At 56.8% G+C, this 21,132-nt stretch carries 16 protein-coding genes, 1 tRNA gene and 1 pseudogene; 12 read left to right on the top strand and 6 right to left on the bottom strand.

Annotation, left to right across the window (positions count from 1 at the left end; all coding sequences use genetic code 11):
* Positions 1–48: 48 nt before the first annotated feature.
* The 7 genes from AACH32_RS20060 to AACH32_RS20090 all read left to right on the top strand — a co-directional run bounded on the left by AACH32_RS20060 (position 49) and on the right by AACH32_RS20090 (position 7,988).
* Entirely contained in the window at positions 49–1,485 is a 1,437-nt protein-coding gene (locus AACH32_RS20060; RefSeq protein ID WP_338603613.1) for an MmgE/PrpD family protein, read from the top strand.
* A gap of 103 nt (positions 1,486–1,588) precedes the next feature.
* On the top strand, positions 1,589–2,833 hold the full coding sequence (locus AACH32_RS20065) for a tripartite tricarboxylate transporter TctB family protein (RefSeq protein ID WP_338603616.1): 1,245 nt from the start codon (positions 1,589–1,591) through the stop codon (positions 2,831–2,833).
* Positions 2,834–2,845: 12 nt separating this feature from the next.
* Positions 2,846–4,342 (top strand): tripartite tricarboxylate transporter permease, encoded by a 1,497-nt coding sequence (locus tag AACH32_RS20070; protein ID WP_338603619.1) that lies wholly within the window; start codon positions 2,846–2,848, stop codon positions 4,340–4,342.
* A 169-nt stretch (positions 4,343–4,511) separates the two neighbouring features.
* On the top strand, positions 4,512–5,369 hold the full coding sequence (locus tag AACH32_RS20075) for a tripartite tricarboxylate transporter substrate binding protein (RefSeq protein ID WP_338603621.1): 858 nt from the start codon (positions 4,512–4,514) through the stop codon (positions 5,367–5,369).
* Between the two features lie 141 nt (positions 5,370–5,510).
* Complete coding sequence (locus tag AACH32_RS20080; RefSeq protein WP_338603623.1) at positions 5,511–6,314, top strand: creatininase family protein; 804 nt, start codon at positions 5,511–5,513, stop codon at positions 6,312–6,314.
* A gap of 118 nt (positions 6,315–6,432) precedes the next feature.
* On the top strand, positions 6,433–7,164 hold the full coding sequence (locus AACH32_RS20085; RefSeq protein WP_338603626.1) for a GntR family transcriptional regulator: 732 nt from the start codon (positions 6,433–6,435) through the stop codon (positions 7,162–7,164).
* Positions 7,161–7,988 (top strand): DUF169 domain-containing protein, encoded by an 828-nt coding sequence (locus AACH32_RS20090; RefSeq protein ID WP_338603628.1) that lies wholly within the window; start codon positions 7,161–7,163, stop codon positions 7,986–7,988. Before AACH32_RS20085 ends, AACH32_RS20090 begins: the two co-directional genes overlap by 4 nt.
* 195 nt (positions 7,989–8,183) lie before the next feature.
* On the opposite strand, the gene AACH32_RS20095 is transcribed toward AACH32_RS20090, so the two are convergent.
* Both AACH32_RS20095 and AACH32_RS20950 read right to left on the bottom strand, forming a co-directional pair.
* Positions 8,184–8,546 (bottom strand): VOC family protein, encoded by a 363-nt coding sequence (locus AACH32_RS20095; RefSeq protein ID WP_338603630.1) that lies wholly within the window; start codon positions 8,544–8,546, stop codon positions 8,184–8,186.
* A gap of 285 nt (positions 8,547–8,831) precedes the next feature.
* Positions 8,832–9,485, bottom strand: a pseudogene (locus AACH32_RS20950) (alpha-D-glucose phosphate-specific phosphoglucomutase); the annotation flags it as partial.
* Between the two features lie 152 nt (positions 9,486–9,637).
* On the opposite strand from AACH32_RS20950, the gene istA reads away from it, so the two are divergent.
* The gene (istA, locus tag AACH32_RS20110; protein WP_338599205.1) at positions 9,638–11,137 is read left to right on the top strand and encodes an IS21 family transposase; all 1,500 of its coding nucleotides are present in this window, start codon (positions 9,638–9,640) and stop codon (positions 11,135–11,137) included.
* Positions 11,134–11,910: an IS21-like element helper ATPase IstB gene (gene istB, locus AACH32_RS20115; protein ID WP_338598784.1), complete on the top strand. Its 777-nt coding sequence runs from the start codon at positions 11,134–11,136 to the stop codon at positions 11,908–11,910. Before istA ends, istB begins: the two co-directional genes overlap by 4 nt.
* A gap of 62 nt (positions 11,911–11,972) precedes the next feature.
* Here the strand turns inward: istB and AACH32_RS20120 are convergent, their stop codons facing one another.
* Positions 11,973–12,410: a hypothetical protein gene (locus AACH32_RS20120; protein WP_338603632.1), complete on the bottom strand. Its 438-nt coding sequence runs from the start codon at positions 12,408–12,410 to the stop codon at positions 11,973–11,975.
* Between the two features lie 2,669 nt (positions 12,411–15,079).
* Here AACH32_RS20120 and AACH32_RS20125 point away from each other — a divergent pair.
* The 3 genes from AACH32_RS20125 (at position 15,080) to AACH32_RS20135 (ending at position 17,828) form a co-directional block, all read left to right on the top strand.
* On the top strand, positions 15,080–15,742 hold the full coding sequence (locus tag AACH32_RS20125) for a hypothetical protein (protein ID WP_338603635.1): 663 nt from the start codon (positions 15,080–15,082) through the stop codon (positions 15,740–15,742).
* Between the two features lie 265 nt (positions 15,743–16,007).
* On the top strand, positions 16,008–16,484 hold the full coding sequence (locus AACH32_RS20130) for a hypothetical protein (RefSeq protein WP_338603637.1): 477 nt from the start codon (positions 16,008–16,010) through the stop codon (positions 16,482–16,484).
* Positions 16,485–16,685: 201 nt separating this feature from the next.
* A complete protein-coding gene (locus AACH32_RS20135) occupies positions 16,686–17,828 on the top strand; it encodes a tyrosine-type recombinase/integrase (protein WP_338603639.1) in 1,143 nt (380 codons plus the stop codon).
* 29 nt (positions 17,829–17,857) lie between these two features.
* Here the strand turns inward: AACH32_RS20135 and AACH32_RS20140 are convergent.
* The 3 genes from AACH32_RS20140 to AACH32_RS20150 form a co-directional block, all read right to left on the bottom strand.
* Positions 17,858–17,955: transfer RNA gene (locus tag AACH32_RS20140), tRNA-Sec, on the bottom strand.
* 36 nt (positions 17,956–17,991) lie between these two features.
* Positions 17,992–19,446, bottom strand: a complete 1,455-nt coding sequence (locus AACH32_RS20145; protein WP_338603641.1) for a CCA tRNA nucleotidyltransferase — start codon at positions 19,444–19,446, stop codon at positions 17,992–17,994.
* A 2-nt stretch (positions 19,447–19,448) separates the two neighbouring features.
* Positions 19,449–21,077, bottom strand: coding sequence for a LysM peptidoglycan-binding domain-containing protein (locus AACH32_RS20150; RefSeq protein ID WP_338603644.1), 1,629 nt, complete (start codon positions 21,075–21,077; stop codon positions 19,449–19,451).
* Positions 21,078–21,132 lie beyond the last annotated feature (55 nt).

Below are 21,132 nucleotides of genomic sequence, written 5' to 3' on the forward strand. Positions count from 1 at the left end.
AGTAAACTAATAATCTGACGAAAAGCCTGCACCTCAAAGCGCACGTATATGAAATCTGACCGACTTATACCGCCTTCCCCTTCCTCTACTGCGGCCCCAACAGAGGCGGCCGCCCTTATCGCCCAGCACCTATACGACACATCTTTCGCCTGTATCCCCAGCGAGCTGCTTCCCGATCTAAAATTGAAGCTGCTGGACACCATGGGATGCATGCTGGCTGGGAGCGGCGCGCCGGGTTGTCCGGAGTTGGTTGAGCTCTGCCGCGGCTGGGGTGGTGCCCCCCAAAGTCGGGTGGTGGGCCATGACTTGCGCCTGCCCGCTCCCATGGCCGCCTTAACCAACGGGACCATGGCTCGGGCGGTGGATTTTGACGATGTTTTCGAGCCCGGCACCCTACACGTCAGTGCCTCTTTGGTCCCAGCCGCCTTGGCGGTGGCCGAGGCCCAGGGAGGGGTGGACGGCAAGAGCCTATTAACCGCCCTGGCTCTGGGTGTGGACCTGATCTGTCGCCTCTCCCTGGCCATCCAGTTGCCGCCAGGGGTAAGCGGTATGAACTCCACCTTCCAGTGCGCCTATTTCGCGGCAGCGGCGGTGGCGGGCAAGCTCATGGGGCTGGAAGTGGAGGGCCTACGCCACGCCCTGGGCCTGGCCTACACCCAGGTGGCCGGTAATTCCCAAAATCTCCTTGAAGGTACCTTGGCTATACGTTTGAACCAGGGATTGGCCGCTCAAGGTGGGGTCATGGCGGCCGAATTGGCGAGAGTCGGTTTAACCGCCGCGCGGGATTCGCTGGAGGGCAAGTTCGGCTATTTCATGGTCTATCAGAGGGGCGCGTATGACCGCGACCGGCTGTTGGAGGGCTTGGGCCAAAGGTATTACGGACCGGAAGTGACCCAAAAGATCTATCCCTGCTGCATGCACACCCACGCGGCCATCGAGGCCCTGCAAGAGGTCAAGGCCAAGCACCTGATCGACGAGGCCCAGATCGCCCGCATAAGGGTGGGGCTGAATCAACAAGGCTACAACTTCGTGGGCGCCGCCTCGTCGGATAAAATTACCCCCCGGAGCGTGCCGGAGGCCCAGTTCAGCATTTACCACGTATTGGCGGCCTCCTTTGCCACCGGCCGGCTCGCAACGGCTGATTTCGAACCAGCGACCCTGGTCTTGCCGGAGGTACGCGACCTGGCTGGACGGGTGGAATGTTGGGTGGACCCCGATCTGCAGGAGCGATGCCCATCCGGAGTCAGCCCTGCGCGGGTACGCGTGGAAACTCGCGACGGACGGGTGCTTGAGGCTCTAGGCCGCGAGCGGCGAGGGACTCCCGCTAACCCCCTTAGCCGCCAAGAGGTGATGAACAAGTTCCTGGGCTGCGCGCGGGGTGCAGCCCGGCCCGTGGAGCCGGAGCAAGCCTTGCGCGCCGCTAGGTTGGTGGAGCGCTTGGAGGAACTCAATGATGTCGGGCAAATTTTAGCCGCCCTTGCATAGGTTCCTGTCTGGACTCGGCGCCCCGGTTGGGTGCCGGGAATGAGAAAAAAAGATGCGCCGAATAAATCTCGAGGTGTTGTTGTTGGTTTTAGGAGTCCTGGCTGTGGCTCTGCTGACCTCGCTGGATGTCCTGGGCTTCCGGGGATCGGTAGCCGGGGCCATCGGGCCGGGGGTCTATCCGCTAACCGCCCTGGGACTCATGTTGGTCACCGGCCTGATAATCGTCTATCGCGCCTGCAAGCCGATCAAATACAGCCTTTTCTCACCGTTTGGCAGCAGCGACCTGCGCGGCCTGGCCGTGGCGCGTCTGGCTCAGGTGATTGGCCGCGAAATGGGCGATCCGGTCAAGGTGTACAGCGGAGTGGGTCAAGGCAGCTTCTCCTCCATGTTCCAAGGCAGTCGGGCCAAGCCGGATGGACACAACTTTGTGGTCCTGGACGGCTCCTGTCCCACCCCCTCGCCCTTTAGCAACGCTGCCGAGTGCCTGGAGCGTTTTGTGCCGGTCATGCGGTTGAGCGACGACCCCTACCTGCTCTTGGGGCCCATCACTGCCGACAACGAGGCCGTGGACCTCCCCGGTTTGCTGGCGGCTGGGCCATTGGGTTTCAGCGCGCAGCCGGAGGAAGTGGACTTTCTGTGCAGAGCCCTGTCCCACCGGGCGGGAGTGGCCGTGCAGAGCCGGGTCTTTGCCTCCACTCCCAGGGTGCTGCGCTCCCTGGCCCAAGGTGAGATAGCCGCCGCCTTCTGCCCTCTGGACGAGTTGGCGGCCGGCGACCTGACTCATCGGCATTATCGGTTGTTGGCGGTGGGGGCTCCGGCCCGGCTGGCCGAGCTTCCCGAGATCCCCACTCTGCTGGAGTTGGGGTTGGACCTGTGCCTAGGACACTGGACCGTCCTGGCCTATCCTAAGGGGGCGAGCCGGGAACAGGTACGGGATTTATGGTCAATTCTTTCCCGGCCCGAAAACCAGGAAGCCGTAAGCCAGGGCATGCGGGGGCACGGCATCCGTCCGGACCTGCTGGGCCCGGAGGAAACCGCAGAATTTTGGCGGGCTCAGGCCCAGGTGGCCCAGGAGATAGGGCGCGATACCGGTTATTGGCGGGCCGACCGTCAGATGGTCAGCCTTTATAAGGTGGTTGGGGTGCTGGCTCTGTTCTCCGCCTTCATGCTGCTGGCTCCGGTCACCGGCTATTTGCCGGCTTCCCTGGCCATGGTGCTGCTCCTAAGCCTGATTCTGTGGCCCGGACCCCTGAAAAGAGCCTTGCCCCTTATTACCCTGGTCAGTCTGGGGTCCTGCGTCGCGGTCTACCTGGTGTTCACCCAGGCCTTCATGGTTGTCTTTCCTTAAGGTGGCTGCGTTATGAGCGAGTTCGTGTTGGGAATTTTCGGTGGTGTCTTTGACCCGTTCAGCCTTCTTATCATCGTGGAGGGCGTGGTACTGGGCATCATCGTGGGGGTGTTGCCGGGCCTTTCCGCCACCTTGGGGGTCGCCCTGGCCGCTCCCATCACCTTTGGCATGGACAGCCTGCAAGGCATCTTGTTGCTGCTTGGCATTTACGTGGGAGCCGTCTACGGCGGTTCCATCTCGGCCATTCTCTTGGGTATACCGGGCACGCCGGCGGCGGTGGCTACCGTTCTGGACGGCCAGCCCATGTCCAAGCGGGGTGAGGCCGGTCGTGCCATCGGCATCAGCACAATTTCCAGCTTCGTGGGCGGCTTGTTTGGGGTGGCGCTACTGGCGGTGCTGGCAAAGCCGGTAGGAATCTTTGGCTTGGCCTTTGGAGAACGGGAGTACCTGGCCCTGGGCATCCTGGCCCTCACCGCGGTGGCCCATCTTTCCGGGGCCTCCTTCATCAAAGGCGTGTTTTCGGTAGCAATCGGGCTGTTCGTGTCCACCATCGGTATCGACGAAATTCACGGCATCCCCCGTTTCACCTTTGGCAACGTCGACATGCTTGGGGGCATCCCCTACATCCCGGTGATGATCGGGCTATTCGCCATACCTGAGACCATGATATCCATCGAGCAACTCTCGGCGGTCAAACCCAAGTTTCCTCCCGTGGAGCGGGTGTTGCCCTCCAAGGGCATGCTGAGGGGCTTGTTCAAACCGGTTCTTCGCTCTTCGGTCATCGGAGGAGTGGTGGGCGCAGTTCCCGGTACCGGGGCGGACATCGCCGCCATCATCGCCTACGCTCAAGGCAAAGCCATGTCCAAGCATCCGGAAAAGTACGGCACTGGCTACCCCGAGGGCATTGCTTGTCCGGAGAGCGCCAACAACGCCGCCTGCGGTGGGGCCATGGTCCCCTTGCTCACCTTGGGCATCCCCGGGGGGGCGGTGACGGCGGTCATCATGGGTGCCTTTATGGTGCACGGCCTACAGCCGGGACCGCTGCTGATGGCCAACAACGCCGATATCGTCTACAAACTGGTGCTGGGTTTCGGGGTGGCCAACCTGGTCATGCTGACGGTGGGCTTGAGCGCGGCCAGATTTTTCGGCAAGGTATCACGCATGCCCCAGGCGCTGCTAAACCCCATAATCATCTTGCTGTGCATCGCCGGTTCCTACAGCATGCGCAACAATTGGTTTGACGTCTACGTGATGGGCATCTCTGGAATGTTCGGCTATGCTCTGATCAAAACCGGCATCCCTCGGCCACCCTTGGTCATCGGCATGATCCTGAGCGGCATGATCGAGTCCAACCTGGCCCGTAGCGTCATGCTCTGCGCGGGTAACCCCATGATGTTTTTCACCCCAATCAGTACCGGTCTACTGATCCTTGCCGTGGCCCCCTTCAGCAAACCTCTGGTGAAAAAAGTTTGGCGCTCGCTGCGCAGCCCAAGGCGGCAGCCCAACTGAGCGGGACTTTGACCCGCAATCGAACCTTAACGGGAAAAGGATGGGAGTTATGAGAGGGAGGAAGACGATGAGGCTGGTGGCGCTGGCTACCGCTTGTGTGGCTGTTCTTTGTACCTTGGCCGGGGCCGCTGTGGCCGGAGATTACCCTGACAAGAAGATAGAACTAGTAGTGGCTTTCAATCCCGGCGGTGGCTCGGACACCTTTGGACGGGCCGTGGCCAGATTCGGCGAAAAGTACGTGGGACAGCCCATTTTCGTGACCAACCGGGCCGGAGGGGCTGGGGCGATCGGTTTCGTATATGGGGCCAAGGCCAAGCCCGATGGTTACACCCTGACGCTGGCGGTAACTACCCTAACCATCGCTCCCTATATGACCAAGGGTTATCCAGTCACCTACAAGGATTATGCGCCTTTGGCGCTGCTGGCCGTGGTTCCCTCCTGCATCAGCGTGTCCGCCGAAAGCAAATACAAGACGCTGCAGGATTTTCTCAAAGATGCCAAGGCGCAGCCCGGCAAAATGCGCGTGGGCACCTCCGGCACGGGAAGCCCCTGGCACCTGGCCGGGGCGGCCCTGGGCAATGCCGCCAAGGTGAATTTCTCCTTCGTGCCCTATAAGGGGGCTGGTCCGACCATCACCGCCCTGATGGGAGGACACATAGATTCGGCCATCACCAGCGCCGCCGAAATTTTCCCGCATGTGCAGGCGGGCAAGGTGCGTGTTTTGGCCATCATCGCCGACAAGCGCTTCCCGGTCCTGCCTGATGTGCCCACCACCATCGAACTGGGGCTTAAAGCCAATGTGGTGGCCTGGCGAGGCCTGGTGGCGCCCAATAAAACCCCCAAGGATCGAGTGACCTACCTGATCAAGGCCATAACTAAGCTGTCCGAGGATAAGGAGTTCCTGGACTTCATGGCCAAAAACGGTGTCACTCCCCATCTGATCACCGGCGAAAAATTCGGCCAATGGCTCAAGGTGCAAAGCGAGGACTATGCCAATTTGGTCAAGCTCACCGGCCTGGTCAAATAGGTTAAGCGACATGGAACCGGCAGGCGCCCACCCCTCATGACGAATCGCCAAGGGCGTAGGGGCGCCTGCCGCCCTCGAGGCGCGGCATGGGCAAGCGCAAAGGCTAAAATCGTTAGCAGTCTGTATTAAGGAGAAGACGACTTGTCACGCAAGAAACTCATGGAAGAAATGACTTGGACCGAGCTGCGGGAGGCCATGGCCTCGGCGGACACGGCCCTGATACCGACCGGCTCGGTGGAAGTGGAAGGCCCCCATTTGCCCCTAGCGGTGGATTCCATCGTAGCCATGGAGGTGGCCCGCCGGGTGGCCGATGCCACCGAGGGAGTCATCGTGGCGCCCCTGTTCAACGTAACCTATTCCTCTTGGCACGGCGCCTTCTCGGGCACTCTGAGCCTGACCATGCCTACCCTGATGACGGTGATGAGCCAGATTTGCCGCGACCTGTGCCGCCATGGTTTCAAGAGGCTGTTTTTCATCAACTCCCACATCGGGAATGATGCCTCCATTTGGAACACCGCCAACGACCTTACCGCCGAGGGCTTGGCCCGGGTGGGCATGGTGAGCATTTGGCCGCTGGCCAGCGAGATGGGCCAGCACATGAGCGAGCTGAAGGAAAACTCTTTTTTGCACGCTGGCGAGATAATGACCTCGGTGGTGATGGCCATACGGCCGGACCTGGTGGACATGTCCCAGGCGGTGACGGAGTACCTAAAGCCTAAAAGCGAAGGCTACCAGCCCCTGCTCAGTTCCAAGTCCAAAGTTGGCGGGCGGGTGATAAGCATCTACCACACCTCGGAAGAACTGACCCAATCGGGGGTGATGGGCAACCCCAGCCAGGCTTCCGCGGATAAGGGCGAGATGATAATTGGTAACATGGTGGAGTATATCAGCCAGGCGGTGGATGAGTTCCGCCAAGTGCCCCTGCCCCCGGGCATCGGGGCGTGAGTCATGGGCAGCCGCGGAACTTGCCTTGAATTGCGAGTTCGCGTGGTATGAAATGACATGCCGTCGGCTGCCCCGCGGCTGGTGCTCGGTATGAAACCTTTCCGGGAAAGCATGCTCGATGAGTTCTATAATAAAGCCGCCCAAAACCATATCCGAACAGGTGCTGGAGGTTCTGGAGGAGGAGATCCTCTCTGGCTTCTACCAGCCCGGTGATCGTATGGTGGAAACCGAGATCGCCAAACGCCTGGGGGTAAGCCGTGGGCCGGTGCGTGAGGCCCTGCTGGTGCTGGAGAGCCGGGGACTCCTCCAGGAAAAAATCGGAATGGCCAAAGGCCGGGAAGTGGTATCGCTCAGCGGGCAGGATCTCAGGCAATGTTACCAGGTGCGCATCTTCATAGAGACCCAGGGCCTCATCGCCCACGCTAAGAGCACCGACCAGCGGGTGCTGGATAAGTTGGAGGAGATGACCCGGGGGATGGACGAAATAGTGCGCCAGGGCAACACAAAGGCCTACCGAGAGGCCAATACTGCCTGGCATTACGTCATTGTTAGCGCTCTGAACAATCCCCGCCTGCACGACTTTTACCAGGACAATGACCGCATCATCCGCTGGTTCGCCGGGTTCACCCTGGATCCGGTCCGCCTAGCCCGCTCCAATCAAGAGCACCGTCATATCCTTGAGGCCTGCCGCCGTCAGGATGTAGCGACTATCGTGGACATATTGTATGAGCACCAAACCCAGGCCTTGGAGCGGGTGTTAAACAAGCTGAAGGAGGCCTCTCGCCTCCCAACCGAAAACCCACCGGCGGGCCCGGCCCGCCCTCGTCGTCGTAAGGGAGAACAGCCATGATTAGCTTAGAAGAAGTACACAAGCTGGGGACCGAACTGGAAATATGGTTGCGCATGCGCAGCCATCCAATAGCTTTCAAAATGCTAAAGAGCATTGACGAAGTCCCCGAAGACGCCATCATTCCCACCCGGGACTGGAAGCATAAATACGCCTTGTGCCAAGCCATGGCCAAGGCACAGCGCGACGGCATGACCATCGCGATGTTTAAGGACGATAACTGGTGCTTCGAGCCGGTGCTGGGCCTGGGCCTAGTGCCGCCTCGTCCCGAGTTCTTTGAGGGCCATCACCGCTATCCGGACAGTGTGCGCGATCTGCAGGACGCGGCCAGGTGGTGCCAGAACATGCCCCGCCTGGAGTTCGGCCAGTACCTAGGCCTGGTAGTGGCGCCCATCAACACCTGCAGTTTCATGCCCGACCTCGTGGTTATGCACGTAAATGGCCTGCAGACCAGTCAACTCCTCATCATTAAATGCTGGCTGGACGGCAAGGACGTGCCTTCCCAACTCTCAGGCCACGCAGCCTGCGTATACTGCACCGTGCCCTCTCTGATCCAGCAGGAGTGTCAGGTTGCCATTCCTTGCAAGGGAGACCGCCGCCTTGCTATGGCCCAAGACGACGAACTGCTCTTCACCCTGCTGCCGGAGATGCTGCCCGGATTCATGGAGGGGGCTAACTTCCTGCAGAAGCATAACTGGGGCCTACCTCTGAAGCAGGAGTACAAGGAAGAGTATGACCTGAAGCCTGGCTACTGCGAGATGGCTGAGATGCACGGTATGGATATGCAGCAGTCGCCCCCTCGGCAGCAAAAGTTCCAAAAGCACTAGGGGTAGGCGGTCGGTCCGCGCACCTAGGAAAATACGGGTCAGTAATTCTAAGCGAGATTGCAGCTTAGGGAAGACTAGGCAAACATAAGCGGGGCCAGGGTTGGGGATTTTCCTCAGTGCCTGGCCCCGAATTAAATTTTGGATTACGTGAGTTAAAATTAGCTCAATGAAATATGAGTTCCAGCAACCCCAGGCTCAAGCTACATGAAAGGTAATTTCCACTAAGTTACCATCAGGATCCCGACAAAAGAGATAGTCTGAATGATCTTCCCGCTTGCCTGGCCCATCCACTACCGCGATTCCGTTTTGCTTCAAAATCCTTTTGGCCTCGGCAAAGTCCTCGGTTTCAAAAGCCAGGTGGTGTGAGCCTATTGGTATATCTTCATCTCTTACCATCAGGTGTAGCTGGGAATTCCCAACTTGGTACCATTCTCCGGGAAAGCGGAACTTTGGGCGATTTATTGAAGCCAACCCCAACACTTTCCCATAAAACCACTTACACTTTTCAAGGTCCTTAACAACCAAGGCAGTGTGGCTATAATTTTTGATCTGAATCATATGGTCCTCTAGCTAAAAGTCCCCTAAACAACAAGATAATTTTGATAAAACGCGTCTCCCTTTGTCAAATAAAGTTGAATGGGAGATTATTGCGCGAGACATCGCGACACTCCAGAATCTGGATCAACAATTAAGAAGCTAATTTCTAGCTATGCAAGGGCAGGTATGTTTGGCGTCAGAGCCCCTGGGACAGATTTTAGGTTTTAGCTAATGGAGCCTCCTAGGTAAGATCACCCGTCAAAGGAGTGAGCCATGAGCAATGATGAAGGGGCGGAGAACAAGGTCCTAGGACGCGTGACCCTTGCCTTGCTCCGGCGGCACCGCTGCCAAGGCAGCGCTGACGATCTCCTGGGCTTCCTCCTCAATGCGGCGCAGGTGATCCGCCCCCTGGAGGCTCTCCGCGTAAATTTTGTAGATGTCCTCGGTTCCTGACGGACGCGCCGCGAACCATCCGTTCTCGGCCACTACTTTGAGCCCACCTATGGGGGCGCCGTTGCCCGGCGCATGGGTTAGAACGGCCTGGATTTTTTCTCCCGCCAATTCGGCGAGAGTTACTTGCCGGGGGGAGAGATTGGCCAACAGCTTCTTTTGATCCGCAGTGGCAGGCGCCTCGATGCGGTCATAGACCGGCTCACCTAATTCGCGCGTGAGATCGTGGTAAATTTCGCCGGGATTGCGGCCCATGCGAGCCGTTATCTCCGCAGCCAGCAAGGCCAGGGCAATGCCATCCTTGTCCGTCGTCCAGACGCTGCCGTCCAGACGGGCGAAAGAGGCTCCGGCGCTCTCTTCGCCGCCAAAGCCCAGGGAGCCGTCCAGCAGGCCTTCCACAAACCACTTGAAACCGACGGGCACCTCGTAGAGTTTGCGGCCGAGTTTCGCGGTGACGCGATCTATCATCAAGCTGCTGACCACGGTTTTGCCGACTGCCGCCGACTCTCGTGTAAATGGCGGTCCAAAAGCGAGACGATTTTAGTGGCGGTTGAAAACCGTGACACATTGATTCAGTTTTCTTCAGGTGTTTTGGTGCGATGGAGGCCATGGTGGCTTCCAGGCCAGGACTCTCTGGAGGAGCGGAAGGGGTGTACACGGACATGGATCAATGGGCCCGGATCAGACTTGAGTTGCGCGATGGCCAGGCGAGCAAGCGCGAGTTAATGCGTAGAGAGGGCATCCATTGGGATACCCTGCAAAAGATTCAGAATTTTCCCGAGCCTCCCGGATACCGGCTCAGCACCCCCCGAGCCAAGCCCAAGCTTGGCCCCTACCTTGAGTTGATCGCCCGGATCATAAAAGAGGACAAAAAGGTTCCCAAGAAGCAAAGGCACACGGCCACGCGCATATATCACCGCATCAAGGAGGCGGGTTATCAGGGCAAGTACACCCAGGTAAAGGAGGCGGTGCGCGCAATCAAGCGCGTGAGCCAGGAGGTGTACATGCCCCTGGTCCATCGTCCCGGCGAGGCGCAGGTGGACTTTGGCTATGCCCTGGCCAAGGTTTCCGGGGAGCTTCGCAAGATAGCGCTTTTTATCATGGCCTTGCCGTACTCCGATGCCTTTTTCGTGGCGGCCTTCGACAAGGAGTGCAGCGAGAGCTACTGGGAAGGGCATGCCAGGGCGTTCGAGTTTTTCGGTGGGGTGCCCCACCGGATCAGTTACGACAATAGCAAGGTCCTGGTTTCCAAGATCATAGGGCCTCATGAGCGCAAGCTGACCGATGGTTTTCTCAAGCTGCAGAGCCATTACCTTTTTCGGGAGCATTTTTGTCGGGTGCGGCGTCCAAACGAGAAGGGCGTGGTGGAAGGGGTGGTCAAGTACGCCCGGCAGAATTTTTTGGTGCCAGTGCCCCAGGTGAAGGACCTGGCCGAGCTCAATGCCATGCTTTTAAGGCAGTGCCGCGACGACATGAAGCGCCGTTTGCGTGGCAAGGGCGGTAGCAAGGCCGAGGTTTTGCAGGAAGACCAGACAGCCTTTGTCCCCCTGCCTCCCTCCCGCTTCGATGCCTGCCGCAAACAGCCTACCCGGGCCAATTCATTGTCCCTGGTCCGCTTCGACGACAATGACTACTCGGTGCCGGTGGCTTGTGCCCACCATGAAATTGTGGCCAAGGGCTATGTGGATCGGGTGGTGCTCTGCCACCATGACGTGGTGGTGGCCCGCCACTCCCGATCCTGGGGCAAGGAAGGGGTGTTTTTCGACTACCGGCATTATCTGCCCTTGCTGGAGCGCAAGCCTGGCTCCCTGGACCACGCCCGCCCCCTGGCTGACCTAGATCTGTCTGAGTGCTTTGAGGTCTTGAGGCGGCGGCTGGTGGCCGGGGAAGACATGCCTGGCCAGGGCACCCGTAAATACATAAAGGTCCTACGTTTGCTGGAGGACCACTCCATGGCCAGACTGAAGCGGGCGGTGGAGCAGGCATTGTACGCGGGAGCCTATGCCCCGGAGGCCATTGTCCACCTGCTGGAGCCGCCATCATCAGGGCCCGCGGCCACCTTCCTGCTGGACGGTCGTGAGCACCTGGGCCGAGTGAGCGTGGCCGGGCCCGATATCACAGTCTATGACTCCCTCCTCGCGCAGGGAGGGGCGCTGTCATGAAGGACCAGGACAAACCCACCGTGCTCTTGGAGTACCACCTCAAAAAGCTGAAGCTGCCCACCATTCTCCGGGAATACGCGGCCATGGCCAAGGTCTGCAGCCAAGACCGCTCCGATTACATGACCTACCTGCTGCGCCTGACCGAGCGGGAGCTTCTGGACCGCGAGAAGCGGGCAGCCGAAAGGCGCATCAAGCAAGCCGCCTTTCCGGTGATCAAGACCATGGACACCTTTGATTTCAAGGCACAGCCCTCCATCAATCAGCAGCTGGTCAGGGAGCTGATGAGGGGCGAGTACATCGCCAAAAAGGAAAACGTGCTCCTGATCGGAAACTCCGGCACCGGCAAGACCCACCTGGCCAGCGCCATGGCCTTTGCGGCCTGCGCCCAGGGAAGCAAGGTGAAATTCTACAGCGCCACCGCCCTGGTCACAGAGCTCATGGAATGCCGCGAGGAAAGACGTCTGCAACGCCTGCAGAAACAGCTCCAGCGCCTACACCTGCTGGTCATCGATGAACTGGGCTATGTGCCCTTCTCCAAGATAGGCGCTCAAATGCTATTCGAGGTGGTGGGTAGGGCATATGAACAACAAAGCCTCATGATCACCACCAATCTCCCTTTCCAGCAATGGACGGAGGTCTTCGGCTCCGAAAGACTCACCGGTGCACTGCTGGACAGACTGACCCATAGGTGCCACATCATCGAGGCCAATGGAGAAAGCTACCGGCTCCGCCAAGCCAAAAGACGATCCCAGGCAAAGCCCAAAACCAACTAAGGCAAGATCATGATTGACAGCATGAACAACAGGACTATATCTCTAAAACAAGTGTCACGGTTTTAGACCGCCAACTGTCCCGCACTTACTCCGCCATTCACAGTTGCCTCAAATTTTTTAAGTTTTGTTACATTTTTATCAACTTTTGATATATAACTGATTCCCTTGATAAGTGGTGATATTTCATCATAATCTATGAATGATCTATTGGATCTTTCTAGTCTGCCACTCTCCTTAACCTCAATTACAATTCCAAATTGTCGTTTGCCTGTAGTCATATTTTTTAGTTCTATACAATCAACAGATACTGATCCCAACGCACTAATTGTTCCGATCTCTGAATAGCCCTTTAAAACAACAGTCCCAGTCTGCCTCTCGAACAACTCCAATTTTGTTTTAGGCTTTTCCTCTTGAGGTCCTACCTGCCTAGCTTGCGCAGTTGTAAAAAATGAAATCGATAGCACTATAGCTATTGCGATACTACCCAACCTGTTATCCATGACTCATCCTTTATTTTTTTGCGGTGCTCAAAATTCAGATTCCCAAGTGTCGGATTACCTGTCAAGCTTTTTAATTCGATTATGTAGATTAACGTTACCCTGACCAACTACAAAATATCAACCATTTTGTCTTTTTACCGAGCGGATCTTACCTTGGGTAACAGCTTAGGGGTTTTTTGTTTAACACTGATCTCGCGCAGATATCAGCCGCACCACCCAGCCCCTCATAAACGTACCATTTTTAGATACTGTTTGTTTTTGGGCCGAGGATACCGGCTATCCCTCAATGGTTTACCATGGGCAAGGTGGCCTTGGGAGCAGATGGTTGGCAACCGAAGGAGATATAGAGCCGGAAGGTGTTATACTCAACTTTCCAGTTTTCTATCAGCAACTAGGTTTCTATAAGACTGTAAAAAATCTACCGATTTAGATGTTTACTTCTCAGCTTGCCATTGAACTATTCGATATAGCCGTTCTCCTAGGAGCCGCCCTGAGAGATGAACAGGATCTTAACCCCCCGCTTGGCCTTTCGCCAAAAGAATCTTTGCCTCTCGAAGCTTGCTAATGATCTGCTCGGCCGAATAGTGCTTCCTGGCCACCGACACCCCTACTCTCTTGCCCAATATCCTACCTTAAAATCTGGACCAAGTTTAAGGAGGTAGGTCAGTTCAATATAATACTTTACAGTGATTGCAACGTGACCTAAAGTTTATCCGTAAAATACTGCGAATATTAACCAAGGGGTTGTTGGCGATGTATAGTTACAGAAAGATACACTGCATTTTGATAATTGTGGCTCTCTTCGTTTCCATCGGCGGCTGTGGTATGGGATTACCTGGTGAAGTACTTACTGGGCGGTCCGAATTTGATAATTCTACATACGTGCAACTAGTGCCCGTTTGGTGTGAAACAAAACTGGGAATGGGACTGTACCAAAATTCAAAGTCACAAGGAGATTTGTGGCTCTTAACGGTAGAAGTTATGGGGGCTCATACTATAGAACGTTACAATTCATTACAGATTAATATCGATGACAAGATATATACTTTTGACTCTATTAGCAAACAAACCCACATGAAAACCCACCCAGGATATTCAGATTATCGCTTGCATTACTATCGAAGCGCTTATAATACAAGTTCTAGGAACTATCTTGTCACTGATGAATTTTTAGAGAAGATCGCAAATTCTAAGAAAATGATAGTAAGAGTGATTTTCACAGATGGAGGTGTCGAGGCTGATTGTACTTGTAGCCTAGGGCAGTGCGTACAAAGAACATTTAGAGGATTCTACAATAAATATATTAAAAAGCATTGAGTTTTAAAATGTTTCTTGGCGATGAAAAATAACGACATATCGAGGCTGCTGCATAATCGCCGGTATTTTTTTTCAATTTATCCGCCGTGCCAATCAAAGATTCTGGCTTTTTTTTAGGCCTAGGTTTTGATTTGGGATGACCACTATTATTTTTGCCCTACCCGGGCCGGAGGCCTTGTGGTGCGCCCCGGTCCAGAGTCGCTCCTTTATGCACTCGCCATTCACATTGCCTTTTTAAGATTGAAGGCCATCACGTTCAAGAATAGCCCTACTTTCGCCACCCCCAGATATTTCCCCTTGGCCATCCGACAGTCCATATTCAAAGTGCAGAAGGGCCCGATCGCTACCCGGGTCTCACGCAGAGGCCAATGTTTAACGATATCGAGCCAGATACTTTAACCACCGGCGACTTTGCCGCGGCGAACGACCTGACATTCATCGCCCAAGACACAAAAGTGGTGCTCCGCTTGTGTACATCCATGCCAACATAAATCATTGTCTTCCTCCCATGGTTGATGGGTTTCCTGTAAATGACCATTATCGGCCATCGGGGGGAAGACCACGTTCATCTCATCTACAGGTTGAACTGGTGTCCCCCAAAAACCATTTGTTCTTGTAGTCTCTCCAGTTAATTTTAACCGAAGACCGATATGTCCCCTAAGATATTTGTGCATATAGAAAGAGGGAGTGAGAGAGAAATCAAAATTGAAAGTCTGTTTGGCTTTTCTCGCGGAGGAGGGATGGTGGGGACGAGAAATGCAAAACAAACAGTCCAAAACCCCTTTATTTTTTCCTGAAAATCTATGTGGGACTATTTTAAGCGGAATGGGTTATCTTTAAGCTCGGCTCCTTAACACAACCATATCAACCGTTGATGCCGGCAACGGTAATAGGCACTCAGACCCATCAAAAAGGGTAATTTACTAAAGAAAAAAACCACCGATCGTCTTTTTCACAGAGCCATTTTTAGTTTTTGTCTAGGGTACCGATAGGGATGGATCTGGGCATTTCACCCCTCATCCTCTTGGAGCATTAACCGCCAAATAAGCTCGGTGAAATCGATTTCATTTTAAAATGGGCGTTGCGGTGAGGTTATAGCACTATCTTCTCGGCTTATCTGTCCAATTTACCTGAGGCGCTCCCATATGCTTCGCTTATCCCGCTGTCAGATTCTAATCTCCTTAGCATCTTCAGTAATAAGACGATCTCAAACATCTGATGTCCTTTCCGTCCAAGACCAGATTTCAAGTATTCGTATTTAAATCAAAATTTTCTTAAAGGACACATTCCCTCCTTGAGTTCATTGTTGCGGTATTGCTAAGCTTCACATAGCACCAACCTAGGAGCCTGCTATGTCCAATGGACTCTCGAGGCGGGAAGTCAACCTACCGCCGGAGTGGTGGAACTCTTCCCTCTATGATTACACCAATGAAATGCCGCTGAATGGATGGATCTGGGAATTCATGCGCCGGGCACGTCTCTTGAAAAATTTGGAAGGGCGACCTGTTGATGCTATGAATCCAGAACCCGACATAGCAAAACTCATCGAATACGACTGGTTACGCTACTACAGAACCTATGAGCAGTTAGGAGGCCGGGTTGATAGGGCTGTTTTCCTGCCTCCCGCTGTATATTTTCCTGGAACTTGGCCCATGGGATTCCACGGACAGCAATACTCGATAGAAGATGAACAGCTAAGAGAAAGGAGAGAAATAATCGTTGATTTTAATAGACGAAATGAAGTCATCATCTCCGACTTTAAGCGCTTACTAAATAAAATGAGGAAGACGTTTCCTGAACCTAAGAGAATGAACGTAAGAATTGCAGATTGGGCCGGTAATTATATATTACAAGTATGGGACTTGAGACAACATCGTTGCAGTTGGAGAACAATCACAGAATCTATTAATTTTATTGGTGGGATATCCTCAGCTCGAAACGCACTCAACACCGCCTCGAGATATATCAATAAAGGAGAGTGGCAAAGACTGGCTCTTCGAGCTGACCTTTTTTAACTATGCTACCAGAGCATTATACTTACTGTAGCAATGTTACCAGAAATTTTACCTCAATTATCCTAGATCTATTCCCCTACCCCTCTTAAAATTATAGACGTCACAAAGCCTTAAATGACTTTGTGTTCTCGCAGGCCTCAAGGCAACGGCGGCTTCTCTTTAGTAGCCAAGTGACTTCGTCAGCTACTGGGGCTAGGCTACGAAATTATTAGTAAAAATAGGGCCCAATGGGCTTGTCCCCGGAATTTATTGTAGGAGGAGGAGCGTGAATAATCCGCTGATCTCACATTGGAGACGTCGTCATTTCTGGGCAGCAGTCGATTGGCTTGATGAATGGCAATGGGAATGGCTGGGCACTTTCACCTTTGAAAATAACATCAGCATAAATAATGTTAATCATTATCTACATTCCTGGGTTAGAAAGCTTCAGACTCTTGAGCACTTACAGGTGGCCTACATGGGAATTGCATGCTGGAAAAAGAAGCACCCCCATGTTCATCTCCTTCTTCTTGGCAGAGGAAATTATCAACAAAGGTTTGTGTATCTAAGAAATATTAATACCAGTGTTTGGGAGAGACAATGGCCATTCATTGCTCAGGTTAAAACCATCGATGACCGCGAGCGTGCGATCAAATATTTGGCTGCGCATTGCTTCCGTTCCAAATGTGATGAGTACGAGCTAGTCGATTACAATGCAAAACTTCTTCAAAGATGCTCAATGAGGAGCGGTTTTGTCGGGTGACATCAAAAACGATTATGGAACACCCTCAACAGTTACGTGACTGTGGCTATTGAGCAGTGAACACGCCATATGACATACTGACCTCTGAGGAGGTTGCCGAGTATCTCCGCGTCAGCATTAGTTGGGTCTACAAGAACCAGGAGTTGCTGGGTGCAAGGAAGCTCAGGGGTGTCTTGCTCTTCCCGAGCAAGGAGCATTTTTATGGGCGTTTATTCGGAGCCGGGACGCGGTTACAAATACGACTTCGTTCTGAAGAAGCAAAGGCACACAAGCCGTTATTTCAAAACCAAGACCGAGGCCAAACGGGCAGAGGCTGCGAGAAGGGAGGAGTTGAACCGTCCGGTACAGAAACTAGGGGAGACCCAAACAGACATGGCCTTCTTGGACCTAGTTAACTACAAGTTGGATAACGTAAAGGCTTACAACTCAAAAAGCCACTATGAAGAATTCGTATATGCAGCCCGCAGGTGGCATGCGCTTTGGGGCAAGCTAAGCTGCGGCGAGATCACTCAACGGATCATCGAAAAATTCGTGCTAGAGAGGAGCGAGGTCTCTCCCTATACGGCAAACAAAGAGATTCGCTACCTCAAAGCCACTTTCAATTTCGGCATAAAGAAGGGGATGATCACCACCAACCCTGTTATGGGCATAGATATGATGCCTGAGGACAAGAAACGAAAGCATATCCCCTCCTTTCAGGACATCGCCAAAGTGATTGCCGAAGCTAACCAAGACACGCGGGATTATCTCTGGACTATCAGGGACACAATGGGCCGAGTGAGCGAGATAAACGCTCTTAAATGGGAGGACGTAGACCTGAGGCAAAAGACCGTGACGCTCTATACCCGCAAAAAAAGGGGCGGCCACCGCACGCCGCGCGTGATTCCTCTTACCGATCTTCTCGTTGATATACTGAGCAGGCGAAGCAAAGACCCAGATGAAAAAAAGCCTTGGGTATTCTGGCACCGCTATTGGGACCGCAAACAAAAACGCTGGATAGAAGGGCCCTACCACAATCGGCACAAACTCATGCGTACCCTATGCGATAGGGCCGGAGTTGCACCCTTCGGGTTCCATGCCCTGCGGCATGCTGGAGCCTCCCTCCTAGACCAAAAGCGCATTCCCCTGGGCACCATTCAGAAAATATTGGGCCATGAGAACCGTCAGACCACAGAGATTTACCTGCACAGCATGGGTGACAGCGAACGCGCCGCCATGGCTGCTTTCGAGCGGGCCACAGGCGGAAATACGATGGCTCGGGAGGCAGCGGCCAGGGAAAAGCCCCACTCAAATTCACACTCAGAGCGTGCCGGGTCTCATGGTCTAAGACTGGTAAAGGGCTAGGCAATGAGCCTAACCCCTTGAAATCATTGTGGCGGAAGTGCATGGGAATCGAACCCACCTACCGCCTTACTCAGACGGTACACCGGATTTGAAGTCCGGGACGCCCACCAGTGACGTTTCCACTTCCGATATGGGCAAAACCTATCATCGGCGCCGGTTAGCGTCAAGAAGCGCCGTTATCATGCGCCTGTTTGGCCAGGGCCAACGCCTCTTCCCGACTGCCTATCTCTCCGTCCAGCTGGGCCTCGCGCACCAGGTTGAGCAAACGGCCCACCTCCTTGCCCGAGGCCAGCCCTAGGGCCTGCATGAGCTCGTGACCGTCCAGCAGGGGCGGCGCGGCCAGGGCGGCGGCCAACTCCCGGTCGCGCAGCCGGGCCACCTCCTCATACAGGGCCAAAAGCCTACCTTCCGCCTCCGGGGGGCGCAAGGGCCCCCGACCGGCGATGGTGTCGGCCATGGCCAGCATGAACAGGGCGGGCAGGTCGCGGCCCAGGGCCCCCAGCATGCGGCGCACCCCCCGGCGGGTGAGCTGGCCCCGGCCCTGGGCCCCCAGCAGATGGAAAGGCCGCATGTGCTCGGCCACCAGGCGGCCCACCCAGGCCGCGTCGGCCTTGGCGAGCCCCAGGGCCCGGCAGCGCGCGGCGGCCATCGTGGCCCCCACGATCTCGTGGCGGTAAAAGGTGGCCCATTGCTCGTCCTTGACCTGGCGCATCGGCGGCTTGCCCAGGTCGTGCAGCAGGGCGGCGGTCATGAACAGGGAGCGGCGGTGCGGCTGGTCCAGGTAGGCCGGCCCTTCGGCGGCCAGGGCCCCGGAGACAGGCCCTTGCCCGGCCAGGAGCCGTCCGGCGGCGCGGGCGCAAGCCAGGCTGTGGCCCAACACATCCAAATGGTGGTAGGGATTTTGCTCCAGGCCCCGCCCGGCGGCCAACTCGGGGACCAGGCGGGTGAGCACCCCGCAGCGCTCCATGAGCCCCACCGCCTCCACGGCCCAAGGCCCGGCCATGAGGCGCAGCCACTCTCCCCCTATGCGCTCGGCGGCCACCCGGAAGAGCCCCGGCGCGGCCCCGGCCAAGCGGTATTCCAGGCCCGGCGCGGGGTTGAAGCCATGGGTGGCCACGAAGCGCAAGGCCCTGAGCACCCTTAGGGGATCGGCGCGCAACACGCCGGTACCGGCGGGCCTTAGCACCATGGCGGCCAAGTCGGCCCGGCCGCCGGTGGGGTCCAGCAAGGCGGCGGCGGGATCATCGGACCACAGGGCCCCCAGGGGCAGGGCCAGGGCGTTGACCGTGAAGTCGCGGGCGGCCAGGTCTTGGGCCAGGGTGGGGGCGCGCAGGCCGGCCAGATCCAGCTCGCCGTGCCCGGTCACCACCCGGCAGGTGGCGAACTCGCGCCCCAGGGGCACGAAGCGCCCGCCCAGGCGGGCGGCCAGGGCCTGGCCCAGGGCCATGGCCTCGCCGTGGACCGCCAGGTCCAAATCCGGTGGGCGGCGCTTTAACAGCAGGTCGCGCAGGGTGCCGCCGCACAACCAGAGCTCCGCCCCTTGCTCCCCGGCCAGTTCGGCCAGGGCGCCCAGGGCCGGATGTTCCCTGATCTGGCGCCACAGTTCCCCGTGGGTCAAGGCTACTTCCTGACCACGATTACCAGCTTTTCCCCGATGTAGAGTTTGTCGCGCGATTTCAGCTTGGGGTTCCACTCCCTGATCTGGGCTATGGTCACATCATAGCCGCGGGCCAGGCCGTAGAGGGTTTGGCCGGGGCGCACCACGTGCTCTATGCGCACCGGTTTGGGCTGCGGCGCCGGGGCCGGGCGGGCCACCGAAGCCGGCTTGGCAGCCGGGGCCGGGCGGGCCGTGGAGGCCGGGCGGGTCTTGACCTGGGCAGCAACCCCGGCGACCTGCTTCTCCAATTGATCCAGGCGGCGATCCACGACCTTCTCGTCGCGGTTGTCGGCGGCGATCTGCTTCTCCAGGGAACGAATGCGGGCGTTCAGGTTGGAGTCGGCCGCGGCGGGCTGCTGGCTCAGCCGGGCCAATTCCTTTTCCACCGCGTCCAGGCGTTTGTCCGCCTGCACCTCCTGGCGGGAGGGCTTGGCCTGGACCCGGCTAAGATCGGTGATCTGCTTTTCCAGGCCGTCCAAGCGCTTGGCCAGCAGGGGCGAGGCCAGGGGGGCTCCCTGCGCCGCCGGGGCGGCCACCGCCAAGGCGCTGACCTGCTTTTCCAAACGTTCCTGGCTGCGTTGCATGCGGCCCATGGTGGCGGTGAGCCCGGACAAAACCATGCCATGGCTCGTCACCTGCTGGGTCAGCCCGGAAGAGACCGGGGCCTGTCCCCCGGCCTGGGCCGCCGGACGCTGGGCCAGTTCCTGGACCTGCTTTTCCAGCGAGCCCAGCCGCTCTTGCAGCTTGGCGGAAACGGGCTCCCCCTTACCCTGAGCCTTGAGCTGTTTTTCCAGCTCGGCCACCCGGGCGGTCAGCTTGGCGTCGCCCTTGTCCGTGGCCGCCTGTTTCTGCATGTCCTTGACCAGTGCCTGGTTTTGTTTCTCCAGGGCAGCCACGGATTTCTCCAGACCAGCCACCTTGGGAGCCAGCTTGGCCTCGCCCTTGTCGGCGCCCACATTTTTCACCGCGTCGGCCAAGGCATTGTTCTGCTTGTCCAAGGCGGTCACGCTCTGCTGCAGTTGGGCCAAGGCGGCGGCTTGCTTTCCGCGATCAGCCTCGGCGGCCTTGGCGGCTTGCTGGTCTTGCTGGCCCAGGGAGGCCAGGGCCTTTTCCAGCTTGTCCACCCGCGCGGCCAGCTTGGGGTTCACGGCGGCCTTGCCCGTGCCCTTGCCCGCTGGAACCGGAGCGGCGGACACCTCGGCCAGCTTTTTCTCCAGGGCTTCAACCCTGGCGGCCAGCTTGGCGTCTCCCTTGCCTCCGGCGGCGGGAGCTCCGCCCTGCCCGCTCCCCAGGCGCTTGTCCATCTGCTCCACGCGCTTTTCCAGGGCCAGGATGCGGAGGTTGGCGGACTCCGCGGCGCTGAGCACCTTGTCCAGGCGGGCGGGGTTGATGCCTTGGCCCGCCGGGCCTCCGGCGGGCGTGGGGGCCGCGGCCCCTCCCCCGAACAGACCGCTCAAGAGCACGTAGATCAGATACACCGCTCCCATGGCCACCAGGATGGCCACCCCTATTTCCAGGGGCGAGAGGCGGAAACTGCGGCGGCCGCTCCCTTTGCCGGTGGGAAGCTTGGGGCCGGAAAGCACCTTGGGCATTAGTCATCTCGCTACGTTATAGATGGCCCAAAACTAACAAAGCCCGGCGGGTTTA

Source organism: Desulfoferula mesophila (assembly GCF_037076455.1).
Lineage (GTDB): Bacteria > Desulfobacterota > Desulfarculia > Desulfarculales > Desulfarculaceae > Desulfoferula > Desulfoferula mesophila.